At 43.7% G+C, this 19,694-nt stretch carries 18 protein-coding genes; 5 read left to right on the forward strand and 13 right to left on the reverse strand.

Annotation, left to right across the window (positions count from 1 at the left end):
• Window positions 1-77 precede the first annotated feature (77 nt).
• On the reverse strand, window positions 78-1,715 hold the full coding sequence (locus R7P36_RS04230; RefSeq protein WP_213899184.1) for an electron transfer flavoprotein-ubiquinone oxidoreductase: 1,638 nt from the start codon (window positions 1,713-1,715) through the stop codon (window positions 78-80).
• Between the two features lie 155 nt (window positions 1,716-1,870).
• Here R7P36_RS04230 and R7P36_RS04235 point away from each other — a divergent pair, with 155 nt between their 5' ends.
• The 3 genes from R7P36_RS04235 (at window position 1,871) to R7P36_RS04245 (ending at window position 5,664) form a co-directional block, all read left to right on the forward strand.
• Window positions 1,871-2,623, forward strand: coding sequence for an electron transfer flavoprotein subunit beta/FixA family protein (locus R7P36_RS04235; RefSeq protein WP_005386149.1), 753 nt, complete (start codon window positions 1,871-1,873; stop codon window positions 2,621-2,623).
• Window positions 2,620-3,546, forward strand: coding sequence for an electron transfer flavoprotein subunit alpha/FixB family protein (locus R7P36_RS04240; RefSeq protein ID WP_017820355.1), 927 nt, complete (start codon window positions 2,620-2,622; stop codon window positions 3,544-3,546). The genes R7P36_RS04235 and R7P36_RS04240 overlap by 4 nt, the downstream gene beginning before the upstream one ends.
• 87 nt (window positions 3,547-3,633) lie before the next feature.
• The gene (locus R7P36_RS04245) at window positions 3,634-5,664 is read left to right on the forward strand and encodes an acetoacetate--CoA ligase (RefSeq protein ID WP_213899185.1); all 2,031 of its coding nucleotides are present in this window, start codon (window positions 3,634-3,636) and stop codon (window positions 5,662-5,664) included.
• Between the two features lie 178 nt (window positions 5,665-5,842).
• On the opposite strand, the gene R7P36_RS04250 is transcribed toward R7P36_RS04245, so the two are convergent.
• On the reverse strand, window positions 5,843-7,393 hold the full coding sequence (locus R7P36_RS04250) for an alpha-glucoside-specific PTS transporter subunit IIBC (protein ID WP_053308067.1): 1,551 nt from the start codon (window positions 7,391-7,393) through the stop codon (window positions 5,843-5,845).
• A 55-nt stretch (window positions 7,394-7,448) separates the two neighbouring features.
• Window positions 7,449-8,777: a 6-phospho-alpha-glucosidase gene (locus R7P36_RS04255; protein ID WP_005373308.1), complete on the reverse strand. Its 1,329-nt coding sequence runs from the start codon at window positions 8,775-8,777 to the stop codon at window positions 7,449-7,451.
• Between the two features lie 180 nt (window positions 8,778-8,957).
• Between R7P36_RS04255 and R7P36_RS04260 the strand changes: the two genes are divergently transcribed.
• Window positions 8,958-9,665: a GntR family transcriptional regulator gene (locus R7P36_RS04260; protein ID WP_054730587.1), complete on the forward strand. Its 708-nt coding sequence runs from the start codon at window positions 8,958-8,960 to the stop codon at window positions 9,663-9,665.
• Window positions 9,666-9,684: 19 nt separating this feature from the next.
• Here R7P36_RS04260 and mnhG read toward each other — a convergent pair whose 3' ends face one another.
• From mnhG to R7P36_RS04305, 9 genes are all read right to left on the reverse strand, one after another.
• Window positions 9,685-9,978: a monovalent cation/H(+) antiporter subunit G gene (gene mnhG / locus R7P36_RS04265; RefSeq protein ID WP_005373314.1), complete on the reverse strand. Its 294-nt coding sequence runs from the start codon at window positions 9,976-9,978 to the stop codon at window positions 9,685-9,687.
• A complete protein-coding gene (locus R7P36_RS04270; RefSeq protein WP_005373317.1) occupies window positions 9,978-10,256 on the reverse strand; it encodes a cation:proton antiporter in 279 nt (92 codons plus the stop codon). Before R7P36_RS04270 ends, mnhG begins: the two co-directional genes overlap by 1 nt.
• Window positions 10,249-10,725: a Na+/H+ antiporter subunit E gene (locus tag R7P36_RS04275; RefSeq protein ID WP_005373320.1), complete on the reverse strand. Its 477-nt coding sequence runs from the start codon at window positions 10,723-10,725 to the stop codon at window positions 10,249-10,251. Before R7P36_RS04275 ends, R7P36_RS04270 begins: the two co-directional genes overlap by 8 nt.
• Window positions 10,722-12,218 carry a Na+/H+ antiporter subunit D gene (locus R7P36_RS04280; RefSeq protein WP_017820359.1) on the reverse strand — a complete coding sequence of 499 codons (1,497 nt, stop codon included), beginning with the start codon at window positions 12,216-12,218 and terminating at the stop codon, window positions 10,722-10,724. Before R7P36_RS04280 ends, R7P36_RS04275 begins: the two co-directional genes overlap by 4 nt.
• On the reverse strand, window positions 12,215-12,568 hold the full coding sequence (locus R7P36_RS04285) for a Na+/H+ antiporter subunit C (protein WP_017633704.1): 354 nt from the start codon (window positions 12,566-12,568) through the stop codon (window positions 12,215-12,217). Before R7P36_RS04285 ends, R7P36_RS04280 begins: the two co-directional genes overlap by 4 nt.
• Complete coding sequence (gene mbhE, locus R7P36_RS04290; RefSeq protein ID WP_171343151.1) at window positions 12,568-15,237, reverse strand: hydrogen gas-evolving membrane-bound hydrogenase subunit E; 2,670 nt, start codon at window positions 15,235-15,237, stop codon at window positions 12,568-12,570. The genes R7P36_RS04285 and mbhE overlap by 1 nt, the downstream gene beginning before the upstream one ends.
• Window positions 15,238-15,401: 164 nt before the next feature.
• The gene (locus R7P36_RS04295; protein ID WP_005373328.1) at window positions 15,402-15,593 is read right to left on the reverse strand and encodes a hypothetical protein; all 192 of its coding nucleotides are present in this window, start codon (window positions 15,591-15,593) and stop codon (window positions 15,402-15,404) included.
• A 109-nt stretch (window positions 15,594-15,702) separates the two neighbouring features.
• The gene (locus R7P36_RS04300) at window positions 15,703-16,638 is read right to left on the reverse strand and encodes a universal stress protein (RefSeq protein ID WP_005373330.1); all 936 of its coding nucleotides are present in this window, start codon (window positions 16,636-16,638) and stop codon (window positions 15,703-15,705) included.
• A gap of 393 nt (window positions 16,639-17,031) precedes the next feature.
• The gene (locus R7P36_RS04305) at window positions 17,032-17,751 is read right to left on the reverse strand and encodes an SDR family oxidoreductase (protein ID WP_005373333.1); all 720 of its coding nucleotides are present in this window, start codon (window positions 17,749-17,751) and stop codon (window positions 17,032-17,034) included.
• A 135-nt stretch (window positions 17,752-17,886) separates the two neighbouring features.
• Between R7P36_RS04305 and R7P36_RS04310 the strand changes: the two genes are divergently transcribed.
• Window positions 17,887-18,795, forward strand: coding sequence for a LysR family transcriptional regulator (locus R7P36_RS04310; protein WP_047101294.1), 909 nt, complete (start codon window positions 17,887-17,889; stop codon window positions 18,793-18,795).
• 90 nt (window positions 18,796-18,885) lie between these two features.
• Here the strand turns inward: R7P36_RS04310 and R7P36_RS04315 are convergent, their stop codons facing one another.
• Window positions 18,886-19,659, reverse strand: a complete 774-nt coding sequence (locus tag R7P36_RS04315) for an AraC family transcriptional regulator (RefSeq protein ID WP_047101292.1) — start codon at window positions 19,657-19,659, stop codon at window positions 18,886-18,888.
• Window positions 19,660-19,694 lie beyond the last annotated feature (35 nt).

Consider the following 19,694-nt stretch of genomic DNA (forward strand, 5'->3'; position numbering starts at 1 on the left):
TCGAGTTCATCGAGAAAGATTTGAACTAACGCAAACTTTAAGTAAATAAATTGTTAATAAAAATTATTCTCAAACGCTTACATATTTGGATAGTTAGGACCACCACCACCTTCTGGCGGAGTCCAAGTAATATTTTGACTTGGATCTTTGATGTCGCAGGTCTTACAGTGGATACAGTTGGCCGCATTTATTTGAAGCTCTGGCTGCTGCTCCCCCTGTACGATTTCATACACGCCAGCCGGACAATAGCGCTGTGCTGGCTCTGCATATAATTCAAGGTTCTGCTCAATAGGAATCCGCTGGTTCTCCAGTCGTAAGTGGCATGGTTGATCTTCCTCATGGAAGATATTGGATAGATAAACAGAAGAGAGGCGATCGAAACTTAACACGCCATCAGGCTTCGGATAGACAATTTCATTGCTGTTTTCCGCCAATAACAGAGACTGATGATCAGGCTTATCACAGCGGATATGCCACTTAGCTTTGCCTTTTAATACGTTATGTTCCAGCAGCGCTAAACCACCGCCCAGCCACGATCCAAAGCGGTGAATACCACTTGAGAAGTTACGTGCTTGATAAAGCTCTTCATACAGCCAAGACTGTTTGAAATGCTTTTGATAATCAGCAGTAACTGACTGACTCTCAAGGGCTTCACATACTGCTTCAGCGGCAAGCATGCCAGATTTCATTGCGGTGTGTGTGCCTTTGATTTTAGCGCCGTTAAGTGTTCCTGCATCACAGCCAATTAACAAGCCACCAGCAAACTGCTGCGTGGGAAGCGAATGAAAGCCGCCCTTGGTGATCGCTCTCGCGCCATAGCTAATACGCTTCCCATTTTTGAGGTATTGCTCAATCAACGGGTGGTGTTTAAAACGTTGAAACTCATCAAATGGACTCAAGTGCGGATTCTTATAATTCAAGTCAACAATCAACCCGACGGCAACTTGGTTTCCCTCTAAATGGTAGAGATAACTGCCACCTGTAGCTTCATTTGATAACGGCCAACCTAATCCGTGCACTACTAAACCTTGCTGATGCTGCTCTGATGGGATTTCCCACAGCTCTTTAAAACCGATAGCGTAGTGTTGAGGCGTTTTCTCTTCAGCAAGATTAAATCGGTTAATCAACTGCTTACCAATATGCCCCCGTGCGCCTTCAGCAAATAAAGTAAACTTCGCTCGTAGTTCAATACCAGGTTCGAAATTTCCTTTTTGTTCACCATTTTTATCTAATCCCATATCGCCCGTGATCACGCCACAAACACGACTATCTTCATCGATGATCGCTTGACTGACGGTAAAACCTGGGTAGACCTCCACCCCCAAGTTCTCAGCCTGCAACGCCATCCATCGGCATAGACTGCCCAAACTTATGATGTAATTACCTTTGTTATGTAACGTATTAGGCACCGCCCAAGAAGGCAGTTCATGACCATTGATGTCATTGCCTAGATAGTAGGTTTTATCTTGGTTTACTTTGGTATTGAGCGGAGCGCCTTTCTCTTCCCAGTCGGGAAAAAGCTCATCCAAACTCCGCGTTTCAAACACCGCACCCGATAAAATATGCGCTCCAACTTCAGAACCTTTTTCTACCACGCAAACAGAGAGCTCTTGTTTTTTTTCTGCTGCTAATTGTTTGATTCGGCATGCCGCAGACAAGCCTGCGGGACCTGCGCCTACAATCAGAACATCAAATTCCATGCAGTCTCTTTCCATGATTGCATTCCTTTTTCTTTGCATGTTGCCAACTTGTTAATCAACAATATATTTAAAGTTGACGCAAACGTAAAGGTAACTTAACATCATTTTAAAGACGTCATCACATCGTCTTCACTGTTAACACATAGTCTTCACTGTAAAAGGAATCTAACGTGAAAATACTAGTGCCAATCAAAAGGGTCATTGATCCCTACGTTAAAGTTCGCGTGAAAGCGGACCATAGCGATGTTGAAACCAATAACGTCAAGATGACGATTAATCCATTTTGCGAAATAGCCGTTGAAGAAGCCGTACGACTAAAGGAGCAAGGTATTGCAGATGAAGTCATCGTTGTCAGTGCCGGCGGTAGCCAGTGTCAGGAGCAACTACGTACCGCGCTTGCATTAGGCGCCGATCGCGCTATTCATGTCGATACTGAAGACAAAATAGAGCCATTAGTTGTTGCTAAGCTGCTCAAAGCTCTAGTTGAGCAAGAACAAGCACAGCTTGTGATTACGGGTAAACAATCCATTGATACGGACAACAACCAAGTGGCTCAGATGCTGGCCGCCCTACTTGACTGGCCTCAAGCAACTTTCGCTTCCGACGTGAAGATTGAAGATCAAAAAGTTCAGGTCGTGAGAGAAGTGGACGGCGGCTTGATGACAGTCGCGATGAACTTACCTGCGGTGATCAGTACTGACTTACGCCTGAATGAACCGCGTTTTGCCTCTTTGCCTAATATCATGAAAGCTAAGCGCAAGCCGTTAGATACCATCACACCTGACAGTCTGGGTGTTGAAGTGGTATTTAGCCAAACCATTCAAGAAGTCACACCGCCAGCGCAAAGAAAAGGTGGCATCAAGGTTGAATCTGTCTCAGAGCTTCTCGATAAGCTGCGTAACGAAGCGAAGGTGATTTCATGAAGAACTTAATCATAGCAGAGCATGACAATAACCAATTGCATGCGGACACACTCAAAGTGGTTAATGCAGCAAAACAAGTCAGCCAAGACAATGTTTTGATCGTAGTGGGCCACCAGTGTGAAGAAGTCGCTCAGCAAGCTTGTCGCGTTGATGGTATATCAAACGTAATTTGTGTCGATGATGAGCAACTTAAGCATCAATTTGCCGAGAGTATCGCACCTATTGTAGTGAGTATTGCTGAAGGTTTTGACGCAATCTGGGCTAGCTCATCATCAAAAGGGAAAGACCTTGCACCTCGAGTAGCTGCGAAGTTCGGCGTTGGGCAAATTTCCGATATTGTCCAAGTTATCGATGAAAACACTTTTATCCGCCCTATTTACGCAGGAAACGCATTTGCCAAAGTGACCACCAGCGACAAGGTTCGCGTCATCACCGTGCGCGCGTCTGCGTTTGAGCCGGTTACTTGTCACAACCAAGCTGATATTAAGCATCAGCAGGTCACTATCTCAGCTCCAATGGTTGAATTGGTTTCTGTCGATAAAACCGTGTCAGAACGTCCTGAATTAAGCGCGGCAGAGGTGGTTGTGTCAGGTGGACGCGGGGTCGGTAGCAAAGAGAACTTCGCGTTGATCGAACAAGTTGCCGATAAACTAGGTGCTGCCATTGGCGCTTCTCGCGCGGCGGTTGATGCCGGGTTTGTTGCCAACGACTTACAAGTGGGTCAAACCGGTAAAATCGTTGCACCTAAGCTTTATATAGCGGTTGGGATTTCCGGTGCCATCCAGCATCTTGCAGGAATGAAGGAATCCAAAGTGATTGTCGCGATCAACAAAGATCCAGAATCTCCTATCTTTGAAGTTGCCGACTATGGATTGGTTGGTGATTTATTTGAGGTACTACCTCAGCTTGCCGAACAACTTTAAACGATCAGATAAGGGGCGAACACTGCTATGTTCGCCTCTTTATTTTGTTTTTGGTCATATTCAAAAGAATTGAAATTAGAGGGACCTATGCCAAATTCTGCACCTATTTGGTCACCATCTGCTGAGCGCGTCAGCAATAGCAACTTATTACGGTTCATCGAAAAGGTTAATAAAGACAAAGCCGAAGGTACCGTAATCAACAATTACACGTCTCTACACCAGTGGTCCATTGAGCACAATGATGAATTTTGGCGACATACTTGGCAGTTTTGCAACGTAATCGGAGATATGGGTTCGCAAGTCAAGAGCCTTGGCAGTCCCAAATGGACACCAACAGGTTCTAATCATCATCATGTAAATAGAGACACAGTATGGTTTGCTGACGCCACGCTGAACTACGCAGAGAACCTCCTATCTCAGGCTGAACAATCACCAGAGCGTGAGTTTATTGTTTTTAGCAATGAAAGCGGTGAACACCGACAACTCACCGGTAAACAGTTGCTTGAACAAGTTTCTGCCATTCAACAATGGCTACTCAATTGTGGTGTCGGTAAAGGCGATGTCGTTGCGGGTTATTTGCCCTACCTTCCTGAAACCGTTATTGCCATGCTGGCCACCACCAGTCTTGGTGCCATTTGGACTTCAACCTCTCCTGATTTTGGTATCGATAGCGTCGTAGAGCGTTTTGGTCAGGTCAAACCGAAAGTTCTTTTTTGCTGTGATGGCTACCAGTTCGGAGGCAAAGCTTTCGATATGACGAACAAGAACACCACTCTTAGTAGTAAGTTAAGCAGTGCCTCCGAAGAGACTACTATTAGCGTATGCCAAATCGAATATTTACAAAACGCTGAGAGTGCTAGCACTTCTGAGTTTGTTTCTTGGTCCGATATTACTCACCACTTTTCTCCACAATCAATTCAATATCAACCAACGCTGTTTAATGACCCGTTATTCATTTTGTATTCTTCTGGTACAACAGGTCAACCTAAATGTATTGTCCATTCCGCAGGCGGTACCTTGCTCAATCACCTCAAAGAACATCAACTGCATTGCGACATCAAATCGCAAGACAAGGTTTTCTACTACACAACATGTGGTTGGATGATGTGGAACTGGCATGTTTCCGCTCTTGCGAGTGGTGCAGCCTTAGTGATTTACGACGGTAGTCCGGTTTACCCTGATCACTCCATCTTATGGCAATTAGCAGAAGAACATAGCGTGTCGCTGTTTGGTACTTCAGCGAAATACTTAGAAGCACTGGAACAGGCAAACTGCTCTCCAAAACTAGAACATAACCTGAAGTCACTCAAAACTCTTTGCTCAACTGGTTCGGTGCTTTACCCAGAACAATTTAGTTATGTCTATCAGCACATCAAGCAGGACTTGCATCTCGCTTCTATCGCTGGCGGCACGGATATTTGCGGATGCTTTGTACTGGGAAACCCTATCTCACCAGTTTACAAAGGTGAATGCCAAGGCGCAGGGCTGGGAATCGACGTGCGTGTTTTGGACGACGAGGGAAAAACCATTACACAGCAACGCGGCGAACTAACTTGCAATAACTCACTACCTAACTTCCCTATTGGCTTCTGGCACGACAACGGCGAACGCTATCACAACACTTATTGGAGCAAGTTTACCGATATCTGGCACCATGGCGACGATGTGATGCAAACCGAACATGGCGGCTTCATTTTTTATGGCCGTAGTGACGCAACCTTAAATCCAGGCGGCGTACGCATCGGTACCGCTGAAATCTATCAGCAAGTGAACACGTTACCCGAGGTTGAAGACTCCATCGCTGTCGGCAAGTTAAACCAGCAGTCTGAAGAAATCTGGTTACTAGTAAAACTCGCTCACAACGTCGAGTTAACCCAACAACTCACCGATTCAATTCGCCAAGCATTGAAAACAAAATGTTCACCGCGCCATGTCCCACGACAAATTTTTGCCATCAGTGATATTCCTAAAACGCGCTCAGGCAAATTGGTTGAGCTAGCAGTGAAACAATTGGTAAACGGACAAGCTGTAAAAAACATTGGTGCTATTGCTAACCCAGAAGTGCTGGAAGAAATTAAAACGCTTTTCAACATAGAAAGTGGCGCCACTGTCAATTAGAGACTCAACAAGTCTTCCAACAATACAGACGGGTATAACCTAACTGTATTTTTAGCTCGCTCGATAACTCCTCCCCACTTTCGTGGAAACTGCGCGAAATATGCTTCATGTACACAAAAAAGGTGAGATAATTATATCTCACCTTTGAGCCATATGAGCTGGAGCATTAGTTTGGGGGTTAAGCTTTTATCAGTTGGCTCATATCTTCGCGAACTTGTGGCACCGTTAAACCAACGATGATTTGAAGGCTCTCTTGATTTCTAACAATATTCACCGCTCCGTGCTGTGTGAAAAATGCGTTCTCCTTTACAAGAGAGACATCTTTAACTTTAACACGCAGACGCGTCGCGCAATTAGTTAACAAGTCAATGTTTTCTTTTCCACCCAAACCTTCAATAAAGGCACTAGCTTGTGACGGACTTGCGCTACTGTTATGGACCGCTTTCGCTTCTTTGTAGTCAGCTTTGGAATACAACTTACTATCTGCACCTTCACGTCCCGGAGTAAGTATGTTGTATTTTAAAATAAGCGCGCGAAACGTAACAAAGTAAACACCAGTAAACATGAGACCAATAATAATCTGAATCACGTATGTTCCTGCATGGTTACCAGCCAAAGGCAACCAGTTTTGGAAAATGAAGTCTATCAAGCCAGTCTGAAAGTTACCGGAAACACCAAACATAAAGGCGATCGTTGCCATTGTCGCAGATAACAACGCATGCAAAGCAAACAGCGCAGGTGCGATAAATAAGAATGTAAACTCTATTGGTTCGGTTATCCCTGTAAGAATTGCTGTGATTGCGGCTCCGAGCACTAACCCCATCACCATCTTTTTATTTTCTTTTTTCGCAACTGAATAGAGTGCTAGTGCGATACCCGTACAACCAAACACTTTACCCATTCCCGTCAACATCAAACCACCCTGAGGAAATTGTGTCGTTAAACTTTCCGAGCTCTGGGCGAATGTCTGTATATTTTGAATCCAATAGGCAACCGTTCCGCCATCGACTGCAACTGGCCCATAAAAAACGGGACCATATACGAAATGATGCAACCCCGTTGGTATCATGATTCGCTCTAAAAACGTAAATAGCCATACCCCTAACGATCCAGCAGAAACCAAAAATGATTGCAGATTGTTAATACCATGCTGAATACTTGGCCAAGTCAAACAAGTTAGAATTGCCATCACGACCATAATGGGGAAACTAATGATCACAACCAATGGCGTTCCGCCAAATACAGCCGCCCAATCCGGTAGCTTTTTATCAAAGAATCGGTTGTGAACCCAAACAGAGAGACTTGCAATTAAAATGGCACCTAGTAAGTTGGTATCAAGCGTTAGAATGCCACCAACTTCAGTCAAACCTCGCTCACCTTCCGTATAGTTCACGCCCAGTTCTGGTCCCCAAAATTGAAGGATTCCACCAATAACGTAGTTAAACGTAATGTAGGAAACGAGTGTTGCAAGTACAGCGCGACCAGATGCTTTTTTAGCTAAAGCGATAGGTAACCCAACGGCAAAAATAAGTGCCATATTTTTAAATACAGCGAGAGATGCCTGTAAAATGATCGTCGAGACTTTAACCCAAGCACTCCCCTCTAGTGCCCAAGGAAACACTTCTTGATTTAACAGCACAACAGAGAAACCCAATAACATGCCCGCTGCTGGAAATAATAGAACGGGAACAAACATCGCGGCTCCGAACCTTTGAATAATGTCTTTCATATAAACCTCTTGTTTCATTCACGGAGCCTACAAGTAGGCCCCGAACGTCCAGTTGTTATTGAAAAAATTGAGGAAGGTAGGCTTTATTTTCTTCTAGTAATTGTTTTGTTATTTCTTTAGCTTTTGGCACATTAACCACGGTACGGTTAAGTGTGAGTGCATTAATCAGCTTTTGCTGACTTCCTTCGTACCAAGCATCCACAACTAATTTCTCGTAACCAAGTTGGCTCTCAATCATGGCTTTTTGGAAGGTTGGGATTTTTCCTACAGTAAAAGCTTTCGGTCCATCACTAGTTAGCGCAGCTGGAACTTCTACCATGGCGTCATTTTGTAAATTTGTAATAGCACCATTATTCGGTACGATGACGAGATACACATCGCTCAAGTTGTAGGCTAGCGAAGCCGCGACTCTCACCATGTATCGACCATGGATATCGGCATGCAGTGTTTCGTGCTTCGTGGTGCCCGCTTCAATTATTCTTGCGTTCAATTCAAACACTCGTTTCTCACGGCCGTTAATTACCTGCCTTGCGCGGGTGTTGTTGATATCCTCTTTCGCCACCATTTTTTCAGGGTACAAATAGTACTGAAGATACGTATTCGGCAAAAACTCTGGATTATCAGCAAGCATTGTTCTCATGTTTTTGAATGTGGCTTGCCACGATGGGTCATCCGCTATTTCCGCATCAACCGCACTGATCCCTTCTTTTAGGATGATATTTTTAATTTTATCCGTTAAGTCTTCACCCTGTTTGTTACGAATTTTGGTAAACCAGCCATAGTGATTAAGCCCAAAATATTCAGGAACAAAGTCCCAAATTTCACACCCTAACAATTGCGCATAGCTGACCATAATCGCTGCTGGCATATCACAAATATTTAGAATTCGCTTATCATGCGGAAATTCACGATTTAAAGCTTCAGCGACAATTGCCGCTGGGTTGGTGTAATTAAGAATCCACGCATCTGGACACGTTTGTCGGATCTCGTTCACTAGCTGGATCATATCGCCGATAGAGCGAAGTCCATATGCCATTCCTCCCGCGCCACATGTCTCTTGCCCAACACAAGAGTTGGATAGCGGGATTTGTTCATCGCGCTCGCGCATGGCCAACCCACCAGTGCGGATCTGTATAAAGAAAAAGTCCGAATCTGCGAATGCGACAGATTTATCCGTTGTATAAACAAACTCTTCAACTTCTGGATAGTGTTCTCGCAATAGAATTTCAGTAGCTAATGCATTCGACTCTTGGCGTTTCTCATCTATGTCGTAAAACACGACTTTTGCGAGTGGAAAGTTATCTTTTTCGGCAATAAGGCTGTTCATCATACCAAGTGTGTATGTACTGCCAGCACCAACAATCGTTAATTTTTGACGTTTCATTTCGCTACCTCAAATGTTTATCCTGAAAATGTATAAAGTAAGTATTAATACTTTTATGATACATTTAAAGTATAAGCACAAAGATACGAGATAAAAATCACACAAAGATCCTAAGGAAAAGTATTAACTACATCTCAGATCACATTCTTGCTATCATGATCCAAGACTTAGCGAGGTATTATGAAACCCAAATACATAGACATTGCGGAACGATTAGAAAAAAAGATCAAAGATGGGGAACTACAACCGAAATCGATGCTTCCAAAAGAGAGTGATTTGCAAGAAGAGTTTTCCGTAAGCCGCGTAACCATCAGAAAAAGCTTACAAATTCTGGTCGACAATAATTTAATTAGTCGGACAAGAGGTAGTGGAACTTATGTAAACGATCTAAAAGCCCAACATGATGCCTTACATTTGCTGGGTTTTATCGAGGAAGTCAGTAAACAGGGGAAAACGCCTAGCTCTCAAGTCATAAAGTTCGAACTTAAAAAGCCGAATGAGCAGGTTGCTAAGCAGTTAAATCTCTCGCCCAATGATGATACATATGAAATACATAGACTCAGATGTATTAATGATGAGCCTGAAATTTACGAAGTCACTCATATGCCAGCAATGTTATTTCCAGACTTGAGCATAGCCATAATGAATGGTTCTAAATATGAGTACATTGAAAATAGCAAAGGATTGAAAATTGCGAAAAGCAGTCAGTCTGTCAAACCGTACTTGTTAGATGCAGAGACGGCCTCATACCTGAATGAATCAGAAGCTTCCCCTATTCTAAAAGTTGAGTCCACTGGTTACCTAGAAGATGGTCGTGCATTTGAATATACCGTCAATTACTTCCGACTTCATCAATACAGCTTCGAGTTTATTTCAACTAGGGCGTAGTACTATTCGACGCTAATGGTTAATCATTACGCCAAATCTTATATCCGACCTCTCGCATTGCTCTGCCGAGCAGGTGGGAGGCGACTGGCGCAGTGAGAACGATAAACAACATCGTACCGATAACCCTAGAGATCACGGTAACTTCAGGGAGTGAGAAAGCGACCGCTAATAACAAGCAGCTCACTCCGACAGTTCCAGCTTTGGTAGCTGCGTGCATTCGGGTATACAAATCAGGAAGCCTCAGGACACCTAGACTTGCAACCAAGGTCAACAATGTTCCTAAGCATAAAAATAGTCCAATCAACACGTCCATTATTCTTTCTCCTTTCTTTTAACGATCAAACGTGCAAATGCGATCGTGCCGAGAAATGCAACCAAACCTAATGTAATGGCGATATCTAACAGAGCGTCCTCACCGCTGTCTAAGGTGTAAACCGTAATAAATCCGATAGTGATAAATGAAATCAGATCTAACGCCACCACTCGATCAGCTAGCGTTGGTCCTAGAATTAAACGAGCAAAAGCCATAACAAAGCTGAGTAGTAGCCCAGAATAGGCAAAAGTGACCGTTATTTGCAGCCAACTATCCACGCGTCACCTCCAAAATTCGATGCTCTAACCCATCTTTAATTCCGCGAATAACCTCTTCATGTTCAGGTGCAAACATGGCATGAACGATAAGATACTTTTTATCAGCCGTAACATCCAAACTAAGCGTGCCCGGTGTTAAAGAAACCATGTTCGCCAGTAATGTGATTTCTAGATCAGAATCGACCTCCAGAGGGACATAAACGATATCAGGCTGACTCAAATGAGTAGGTGTCACAACGTCCCACACCACTTTCGCAACCGATATAACCATTTCATAAGCGAAGTACACCAATAACTTCAATGCAGATGCAAAACGTTGAAAATAGCTCGTTTTCAATCCAAATGGTTGACTCAACCTTAAAGCAAAAAAGCCGACCGTAAATCCGACAACAAAATTCAGACTCGAATAGCTGCCATTAAGCATCATCCACGCTAACGCTAAGAAAAAATTGAGGAATAGATAGATCATGCATTTCCTCCTAACACCACTCTGATGTATTCAGTCGGATTTAACAGTTGTTCTGCAGCTTGAACGGAAAATTGATAAAAAGGCTCCGCCACTAAGCCAATGATTAGCGTCAACGTTGTCAATACAATAATTGGAACGCAGTACAACCAATGTACTTTGGCCTGCAGAGTCTGTTCTGGCTTCTCTCTAAATGGCTTTTTCCAAAATGCCTCACTCCAAATTTTCGTCATCGAGTAGACAGTAAGCAACCCCACCAATAACGCGGTACCTGCTAACCAGTAATACTCAGCCTGTATGCTCGACTTGATGACCAATAGCTTTCCCCAGAAACCCGATAGCGGTGGGAAACCGGCCAGAGAAAACGCAGGGACAAGAAACAAGAACGCTAACCAAGGCATAGCTTTGTATACCCCACCCAAATGTTCAAGTTGACTAGAGCCATATTTGCGCTCGATGAATCCACCTATTAAGAACAAATTCGCTTTTACAATGATGTGATGAACAATGTAGAAAATGGCACCGGCTAAAGCTAAGGGAGTGTAAATAGCCAACCCCATGATCATATAGCCTATTTGGCTAATAATATGAAAAGAAAGAATTTTCTTAATGTCGAATTGGCTAGCCGCTCCTAAAACGCCCGTTAACATGGTTAGCCCTGCGACCCAAATTAACGTCGGTTGCCAACCACTCTCGGCGAGCGGAAATACCAAGGTAAAGACTCTTATCAACGCGTATACACCGACTTTAGTAAGCAACGCGGCAAACAGTGCCACCACACCGCTTGGTAACGTGTGATAAGAAGCTGGCAACCAAGCAAATAAAGGAAAGAGTGCCGCTTTAATAGAAAAGGCAAACAAAAATAGCGCGGACAGCATCATGTTGATGCTCAATTCATTTTCCCCTACTTTGGTGTAGAGATCGGCCAGGTTCAAGGTGCCCGTTGCGCCATACAACAAGCCGATAGCAAGCAAAAATACCAGCGTCGAAATCAGGTTCAACATCACGTACTTTACTGCACCATCAACTTGAGTTTTCGTTGCATCTAACACCATTAAACCAAATGATGAAATGAGCATGACCTCAAACCAAACATACAGATTAAAAATATCTCCAGTCAGGAAAGCGCCATAAACGCCAGCAAGCAACATGTGCATTAACGCATGGTAATTGCTATAGGAGGGCTTTCGGTGAAGGTCCGCCATCGCGTAGAAAACACATATCGCACCAATCACCGCCGTGATCATCACCATAGCAACGCTGAGGTAATCTGCGACAAACACGATACCAAATGGCGCACTCCACTGACCAAAAGCAACGGCTTGAATACCATTATTTATGATGTTTTCTGTGAGAAAGCCCGCAACGAAAAGGTTCGAAATCGCACTTACACCGCTCAACCACTCAACACTTTTTGTTGAGCGACGGACGAAGAAGATAATCAACGCCGTACTCAGCGAGAGAACTACCGGTAACGTAAGCAAAATCGAACTCATTGACCCTCCTCAGAACGTTGCATTTCATCGACGTTTGCAGTTCCAGTGTCTTTATAAGCTCGATAGAACAGCATTAAAGCAAAAATAAGTAGTCCAAAACCGATGACTATCGCAGTTAAGATAAGCGCTTGAGGTAAAGGATTTGCCGCGCTATCTGGTGGTAAAAGAGCATTATCGCCAATCAATGGCGGTTCTCCGGGCGTCAGCCTCCCAGCTGTAAAAATAGCAAGGTTAACCGCACTACTGAGTAACATGATGCCGAACAAAAGGCGCAAGATATGCTTTTCAAGCATTAAATAAACACCTGCTGCGACAAATACTCCAACGACAACACTCCAGACTATTTCCATCACTCTAGCTCCTCATTAATACGAAGCAGCATACCCATCACGCCACCTATAACGGCAAGGTAAACACCAACATCAAAAACCAATGGCGTCCCTAGTGGTATCACGTCTTTCCACCACAGTCCGGTCAAAAACGGTTTATCAAACGCAAAGCTCAAAGCACCAGAAACTAAGCTCAATGCGATACCAGATAACGCAATGAGAAACGGTTTGAAATACAACCTAGAACGAACGTATTTCGGTGATTCCGCGAACATGAGAAGTGATAAACCAATAACGGCAATCAACGCACCAATAAAGCCACCACCCGGTTCATTATGACCACGTAACAACAGATACACTGAAAATACGAGCATGAGTGCCGAAACAATGTGTGCCGTGGTTGCAAAAATTAATGATTGGATACGATTTTGCTTTTTCGCTCTTGTCTTAAGCAAACTCACTGCCGCAATCCCAGCAATAACAACGACGACAACTTCTCCCAATGTATCAAATGCGCGAAAGTCGACCAGAATAACGTTAACAATGTTTCGCCCATGTCCACCCGGGACACTGTTTTCTGCAAAGAAATCTGACACCGAAGAGTCCATCGGCTGAGACGTGATTCCTAACAAAAGTAAAGTAACCGAAACACCTATCACACCTGCTATGCAAATATTCGCTACTTTACGTTTTATTGAATGCTTGGGCACGGTGGCTAGACGCGGCATATGACGCATTAACAATGCAAGAAAGACCACCATTAATGTTTCCACTAACAGTAAAGTCTTCGCAACGTCCGGGGCGCTATAAATCATAAAAACAAGCGTGGTCATGAAGCCAATCATACCAAGCGCAGAAATCGCAAGAAGTCTTGCGTGGGACAACGTACATACGAGCGCAGCACCAATCAACAATAAGGCAATACCAATCTCATAGAAAGTGACACTTGAAAGTTCGCCAACCAAAGGCAGAGGAATAAGCGCTACCTGACTCAGTAACGCAACGGCAAGTACCGTGAAAAATAATAGGACATAGCGACTCAATTTCTTTTGCTGTAACCGCGCCGTTTGCCACTTCGCCACTGTCATCATGCCATCTAATAGTCGTTCAAAAATATTCTCCGCTTTGGGGACGAATAGATGTAACCGCTGAAAAAATGCAGACACAGCTGGATAAACACGGTACACCACATACCCCAACGCTAGCGTAATAACGCTTAACACTAACGGTACATTCACGCCATGCCATAGTGATGTCTCTTTAAGAGCTGCTGTGGGCAGAATGTCAGCAGAGCCCGGAAAAATAATATTGCGATCTAACCAATTTAAACCGAATAACGGGACTAGGAGACTGCCAAGAGCCAGGAGCAAAGGCGAGATCCACATGGCTTTTTTTGTCTCAACTGGCTTAGTTTCAATCGGCACGAGATCACGGCGAGCAAAGAATGGTCTCGCAATAAGCATAATGGTTAGCGCGACCATCAGTATATTCACGATTAAAAGTACAAAGGCGATCCAGTTATTGAGCTCTACTGCGGATTTGTACATGTATTCTTTGCTCAAAAAGCCTAACAACGGCGGGAACCCCGCTTTAGACAATGCAGCCAAACTCCCCGCAACCATGCTGATGACGAGAACTGACTTCAGACCGTACAATTGATCAATATCTCGTGTTCCTGTCGCTTTGTCGATATTACCCACCACCATAAACAGCGCAGCTTTATAGAAAGAGTGAGCGAGAATAAACATCAATACCGCACTAACGGCCAAATCTGTGCCCATACCTAGTAATAATGTTAATTTACCCAAAGCAACATTCGTGCTGTAGGCTAGCATCAGCTTCAAGTCAGTTTGTTTTAATGCGACAAATGTGCACCAAATGGCCGTGATACTCCCAGTGATGACTAAAGCATAAAACCAGATCTCGCTGTGGGCATAAACTGGCGATAAACGTGCTAATAGGTAAATGCCTGCCTTTACCATTGTTGCCGAGTGTAAATACGCACTGACCGGAGTGGGAGCTGCCATCGCGTTAGGTAGCCAAAAATGAAACGGGAATTGCGCAGATTTAGTAAATGCACCGAGTAGTATGAGCACTAGAGATGGGATAAACCATTCATGCTGCGCAATAGTTCCTGCCTGCTCGATAATGGTATTTAGCTCATAACTCCCTGCCATTGCTCCCAGCAAGATAAGACCCGCTAGCAACGCTAGTCCACCAGCACCGGTAACAATCAGCGACTGCAAGGCGTTTTTCCGAGACGTTTTATTTTCGTGATTAAACCCGATCAGTAAGTAAGAAGTGATGGTGGTGAGTTCCCAGAAAACAAATAACAACAGAATATTATCGCTCATCACAATCCCTAGCATGGCAAGCATGAATAGGGTTAGATACAAATGAAAGGAAAACCGGCTATCACTTTCTCGTAAATAAGCCAAAGCGTAGATTTGAATCAGTGCGCCAATCCCACTGATCAGTCCCGCAAAAAGAAATGAAAGACCATCTAATCTAAAGCTAAGGTTGATATCGAGGCTTGGTATCCATTCCGCATTCCAGCTCACGCCTGCAGGAGTATAGATATAGAAGAGAAAAGAGAAGATTAAAACTGGCAGCGCAGGGAAAATCAGTAAGACCAACTGATTATCTAGGTTTTTCGGCAGGTTTTCTTTACCCGTTATGTTATTCAACATCGCAGCCCATTCGTTATTATAAGAAGGTACGCGCTATTCGGCGCAAATGACAAACTCCACTGTATTGTTTTAGCCCAAGCGCTTCAAAAACGATCATGAAACCAAGGGAAAAGTAGCAAACAGTAATCACTGAGTGCTACTTAGAGGAACGCCGATACAAACCGCTATTTGCTGTCTGCTACGGCATAAGAACGTAGGTCACTACTTACGTGTTCTTGGCTGAATGTATATGGATTATCGTCATCAGCTAACTCGAATGCATCGTAGGTGCAGTCACCGATATCATTTCTCGGACAAACATAAACATTCGAACGTTCTATCATTTCTGTGTGGCATTTCGGGCATAGGTTTTTCATGTCACTCTCCTCTGATAACTTATTGATACATTGATAATTCCATGTTCTAGAGATCCATCTCCCTCCTTTACCTAAAACATAACTTAAACCCAACTTTGTTACACCCCAATTACTGAATCGGTGAGACAAAGCCATCGGGCTTAAGAGCGACCAAACTACAGTTAATCGATTGCAAAATATTTTCAGCCGTATTACCAATGACATAGCCAGATATACCAGTTCTCGCTAAGGTTCCCATTACCAGCACGTCTACCTCAATACTCTCTACGTAATCTGGAATCTTTTCGTCGGGTTTTCCATGCAGGTGGTGAATCACAATTTCACCTGTAATCCCAGACTCCTCCAACAGCTGTTGCAGAGCTTGTTTATGATCGGCTTTTGCTTTGTCGAGTTCATGTTTCAACTCAGCATCATCGACTTGAATCCAAGCGTTACCATTTAGGTAGTTTTCTAAGTAATACTCCCAGCAAGAAATCACGTGTAAACGACTATCGCAGGTGTCGGCAATCGAACGCGATAATTCGAGTAAACGCACGGCTAATGAGTGCTGTTCATCGCTTGCCGTTAATGGGTCGATAGCCACAGCAACACGGCGCTTATCTCTTGGCTTATCAATTGGTCGGTGCAACCAAAGCGGACAAGGGCATTTTCGTAACAGAGTCATATCAATAGCTTTGAAACCCTCAGCACCTTCACCGAGCGGTTCAGCTTCTTTGATGATGAGATCTTTGTTATCAGCTAATGCTTCTTGAATAATACAGACAGCGGGCTTTTCACTGCTTTTCACAGTAAGAGGAAATGCGAGATCCTCTTCAGAGAGTCCCAGCTTCTGTCTATATTCGTGAATACTTTGTTTGAGGGAGTCTTGCAGCGATTGCTCATAACTTTGCTGATACTGGATCATGTCTGTTGGGAAATCAGGACACGCTATTAGCCCTGAGACAGGCACTTTGTTGCTAGATGCAATCCTCATCGCTTGTTCGAGGGCGTCACTATGGCCTGGCAATCCTTGTGTTGCAAAAAGTATGTTTGCGAATCGTTTCATACACACCTCCTTGTTTGGTTAAATATTAACCACCCACAAAGTATAATACCTAACGGATAATTGTAACGGCTTGTGACGTTGATGAAATCAATTCTCATTAAGAGACGGATATTGCTTCATTTTGTTTTACGTCACACTCTCCTTTCTTCACAACTATCGCCTTCGACCTAAATAAATTCCGCTACCTAAAGTTAAGACCAAATAAAAACCCAAATTACTCAAAGTTTTTTCTCACCTTAAGTAACTTGGGTATAAGCAATAACACACTTATTGTCCGGATTTAAATAGATGGCCTAAATTTTCACGCAACTTAGTTTAAAGATGCCATCTCAATCACGAATCGATATGCAACGTTTTACGGCTTTAGTGACCTAAAATCGCCGTAACTCAATGTTAAGGTTGTTGTTTTGTCGGTGCCAAAGCAATTTCACGAACACATACACCTTGCGGTTGCTGATAAGCAAACAGCACTGCTCGTGCAATGTCGTCTGCTGCCAACACGCCGCCCATATCCACCTTCCAAGCGTCATAGCCATCTTTAATATCTTGAGACGTTGTATGTGAAAGTAATTCCGTTTCCACTGCACCAGGTGCAATCGTCGTAACGCGAACATTCGATGACGCAACTTCTTCACGTACGTTTTCAGAAATAGCATGAACCGCAAATTTGGTACCGCAATAAGCAGCATGATCAGGGAATGTTTTCTTGCCCGCGATAGAGCTGATGTTAATGATCGTACCACTGTTACGTGCTTTCATCGGTGCTAGGACGGACTGCATGCCATTGAGTAAGCCAATTACGTTCACATCAAACATGCGCTTCCACTCCGATGCTTCCTGAGTATCTATCTGACCTAGAAGCATAACGCCTGCGTTATTTACAAGTGCATCTACCGGACCATACAACGCTTCAGCTTTCTCAATTGCAGCCTCGAAAGAAGCTTTGTCGGTCACATCTACCTTTTCACAAAGCGTATTTGGTAAGTTTAATGCTTCCAAACGTTCTACACGTCTTGCTAACAAAAGAAGAGCATGGCCCTGTTCACTGAAGTGACGTGCAATCGCTTCACCAATGCCTGAACTGGCGCCTGTAATAACAATTAACTTTTTCATTTTGAATCCTTAATCGAACGGTTTACATCAGTGGCGGTAAGTTTAAGAAAACTTTTTTTGTTGATATATACCGACCTAGTTGAAACACTGTTGTTATACTGCAACAATACTTGTTTGAATTATGAAGAAGTCATCATGCAAACACACATCAACCTTGCGGATATTCGCTCTTTCGTCCTAATCGCTCAACTAGGAAACTTCACGAAAGCAGCAGAGCAACTTGGCGTTTCTCGCTCACACGTTTCACGTCAAATAACAAATCTGGAGCAACAGATTGGTGTCACTTTGCTACAAAGGACCACTCGAACACTGAACCTCACCGAAGCAGGCAAGGTTCTGTATAAACAGTGTGAAACTGCCCTTCACAATATTGATCAAGCTGTTATGGCAGTGGTTGATGATGTAGAAGACTTAAGAGGTGACATTCGTATCAACTGTGTGGGGGGCTATTTAGGAGAAGACGTTGTCGCAGATATCGTTGCTCAGTTTCTAATCCAACACCCACAAGTGAGCATTAACTTAGATTTTAGCAGCCATCGTGTCGATTTAATCGCGGATGAATTCGATATCGCTTTTCGAATGGGAAAGTTAGACGACTCCAACTTTATCGCTCGCAAACTGATCGATGTGGAAATGGGGACATACGCAAGCCCAAACTATTTAGAAACATATGGCTATCCTTCGCATCCAAAGGACTTAGAAAAACACATTTGTTTGACAGGTAGTGTGACACGGTGGGCATTTGAGAACACAAATACAAAGCAGTCAACGGAACACCAGATACGTGGACAGTTACGATGTAAGAGTGGTAGAGTAATGATAAAAGCAGCCTTGGCGGGAAATGGCATCATCCGTGTGCCAGCACTTTATTGCCAACAAGAACTCCAGACAGGCAAGCTAAAAGAAGTGTTTACCAATTGGAGCATTCCGAGTGTGGAATTTTCACTCCTTTATCATCACGACCGACATCAACCAAAACGCATCCGAGCCTTTGTTGATTTTACTACGCAATACTTTCGCAAACTGCAGAGTAAAGACAAGTAACCTGCACGTTGGTACCTGTCTATGTATGCTTTATAGGCTGAGCCTGTGAACCTGGGGTTTGTTCTAGAAAGAGTGTGAGCATTTTGACGCTTAAGGTTTGGTTTTCATAAACGTCAGAGGTGTTTGTCCAGTTTGCTTTTTGAAAAATGCAATAAAAGCACTGTCTGACGAAAACTCCAGCCAATCGGCAGCTGCGCTGACTGGCATGCCCGTTGATAACAATTCAACTGCTTTTAAAAGCCTCCACTGTTGCCGCCAATCTTGATAACTCATTCCCGTTTCCGACTTAAATAATCGTGTTACCGTCTTGGTGCTTGCCCCAACTTTGCTTGCAAGAGTAGTAAGCGAAGGAGCTAGAAATGAAGGTTCAACCAACTCTCGACGAAACGTTGTTAAGCGCCGATGCGATGGCAAAGGCAACTGAAACGAATAACGTTTCGCAGCATAAAACTCCTCCCAAAAAAGCGCCGTCGTATTTACCATCTCGCTGCTAGGCTTATCCCACTCCCAAAATGACATTTTATCAATAAGAGCTTGGAGTAAATTATTCACTTCTATCATCGTGATCTTACTCGGACAGGCAAACTCCTCACAATCAAAATACAAAGATCGGTACGCCACCACATTCGTCATTAGTGCGCGATGCGGCGTATTAGGTGGGATCCAAACCGCCTTTGTCGGTGGCAAAATACAAATCGAGTCTTCCAGAGCAAAACTCATACAACCTTGAGGTGCGTACAATAACTGCCCTTTCTTGTGCATATGCATACCTGAGTCGTGCTTTCCAATATCCGCAGCAATTCCCACTACACAATTAGAAATTTTGTCTGCATCAAATTGTGTTTTTTCGTTAATAAGCGCCATTTTGTCCGAATGTTGATGTATTTGGTTTTTATGTT

The sequence above is a fragment of the Vibrio sp. 397 genome (assembly GCF_033339395.1).
In the GTDB taxonomy this organism is placed as follows: domain Bacteria; phylum Pseudomonadota; class Gammaproteobacteria; order Enterobacterales; family Vibrionaceae; genus Vibrio; species Vibrio alginolyticus.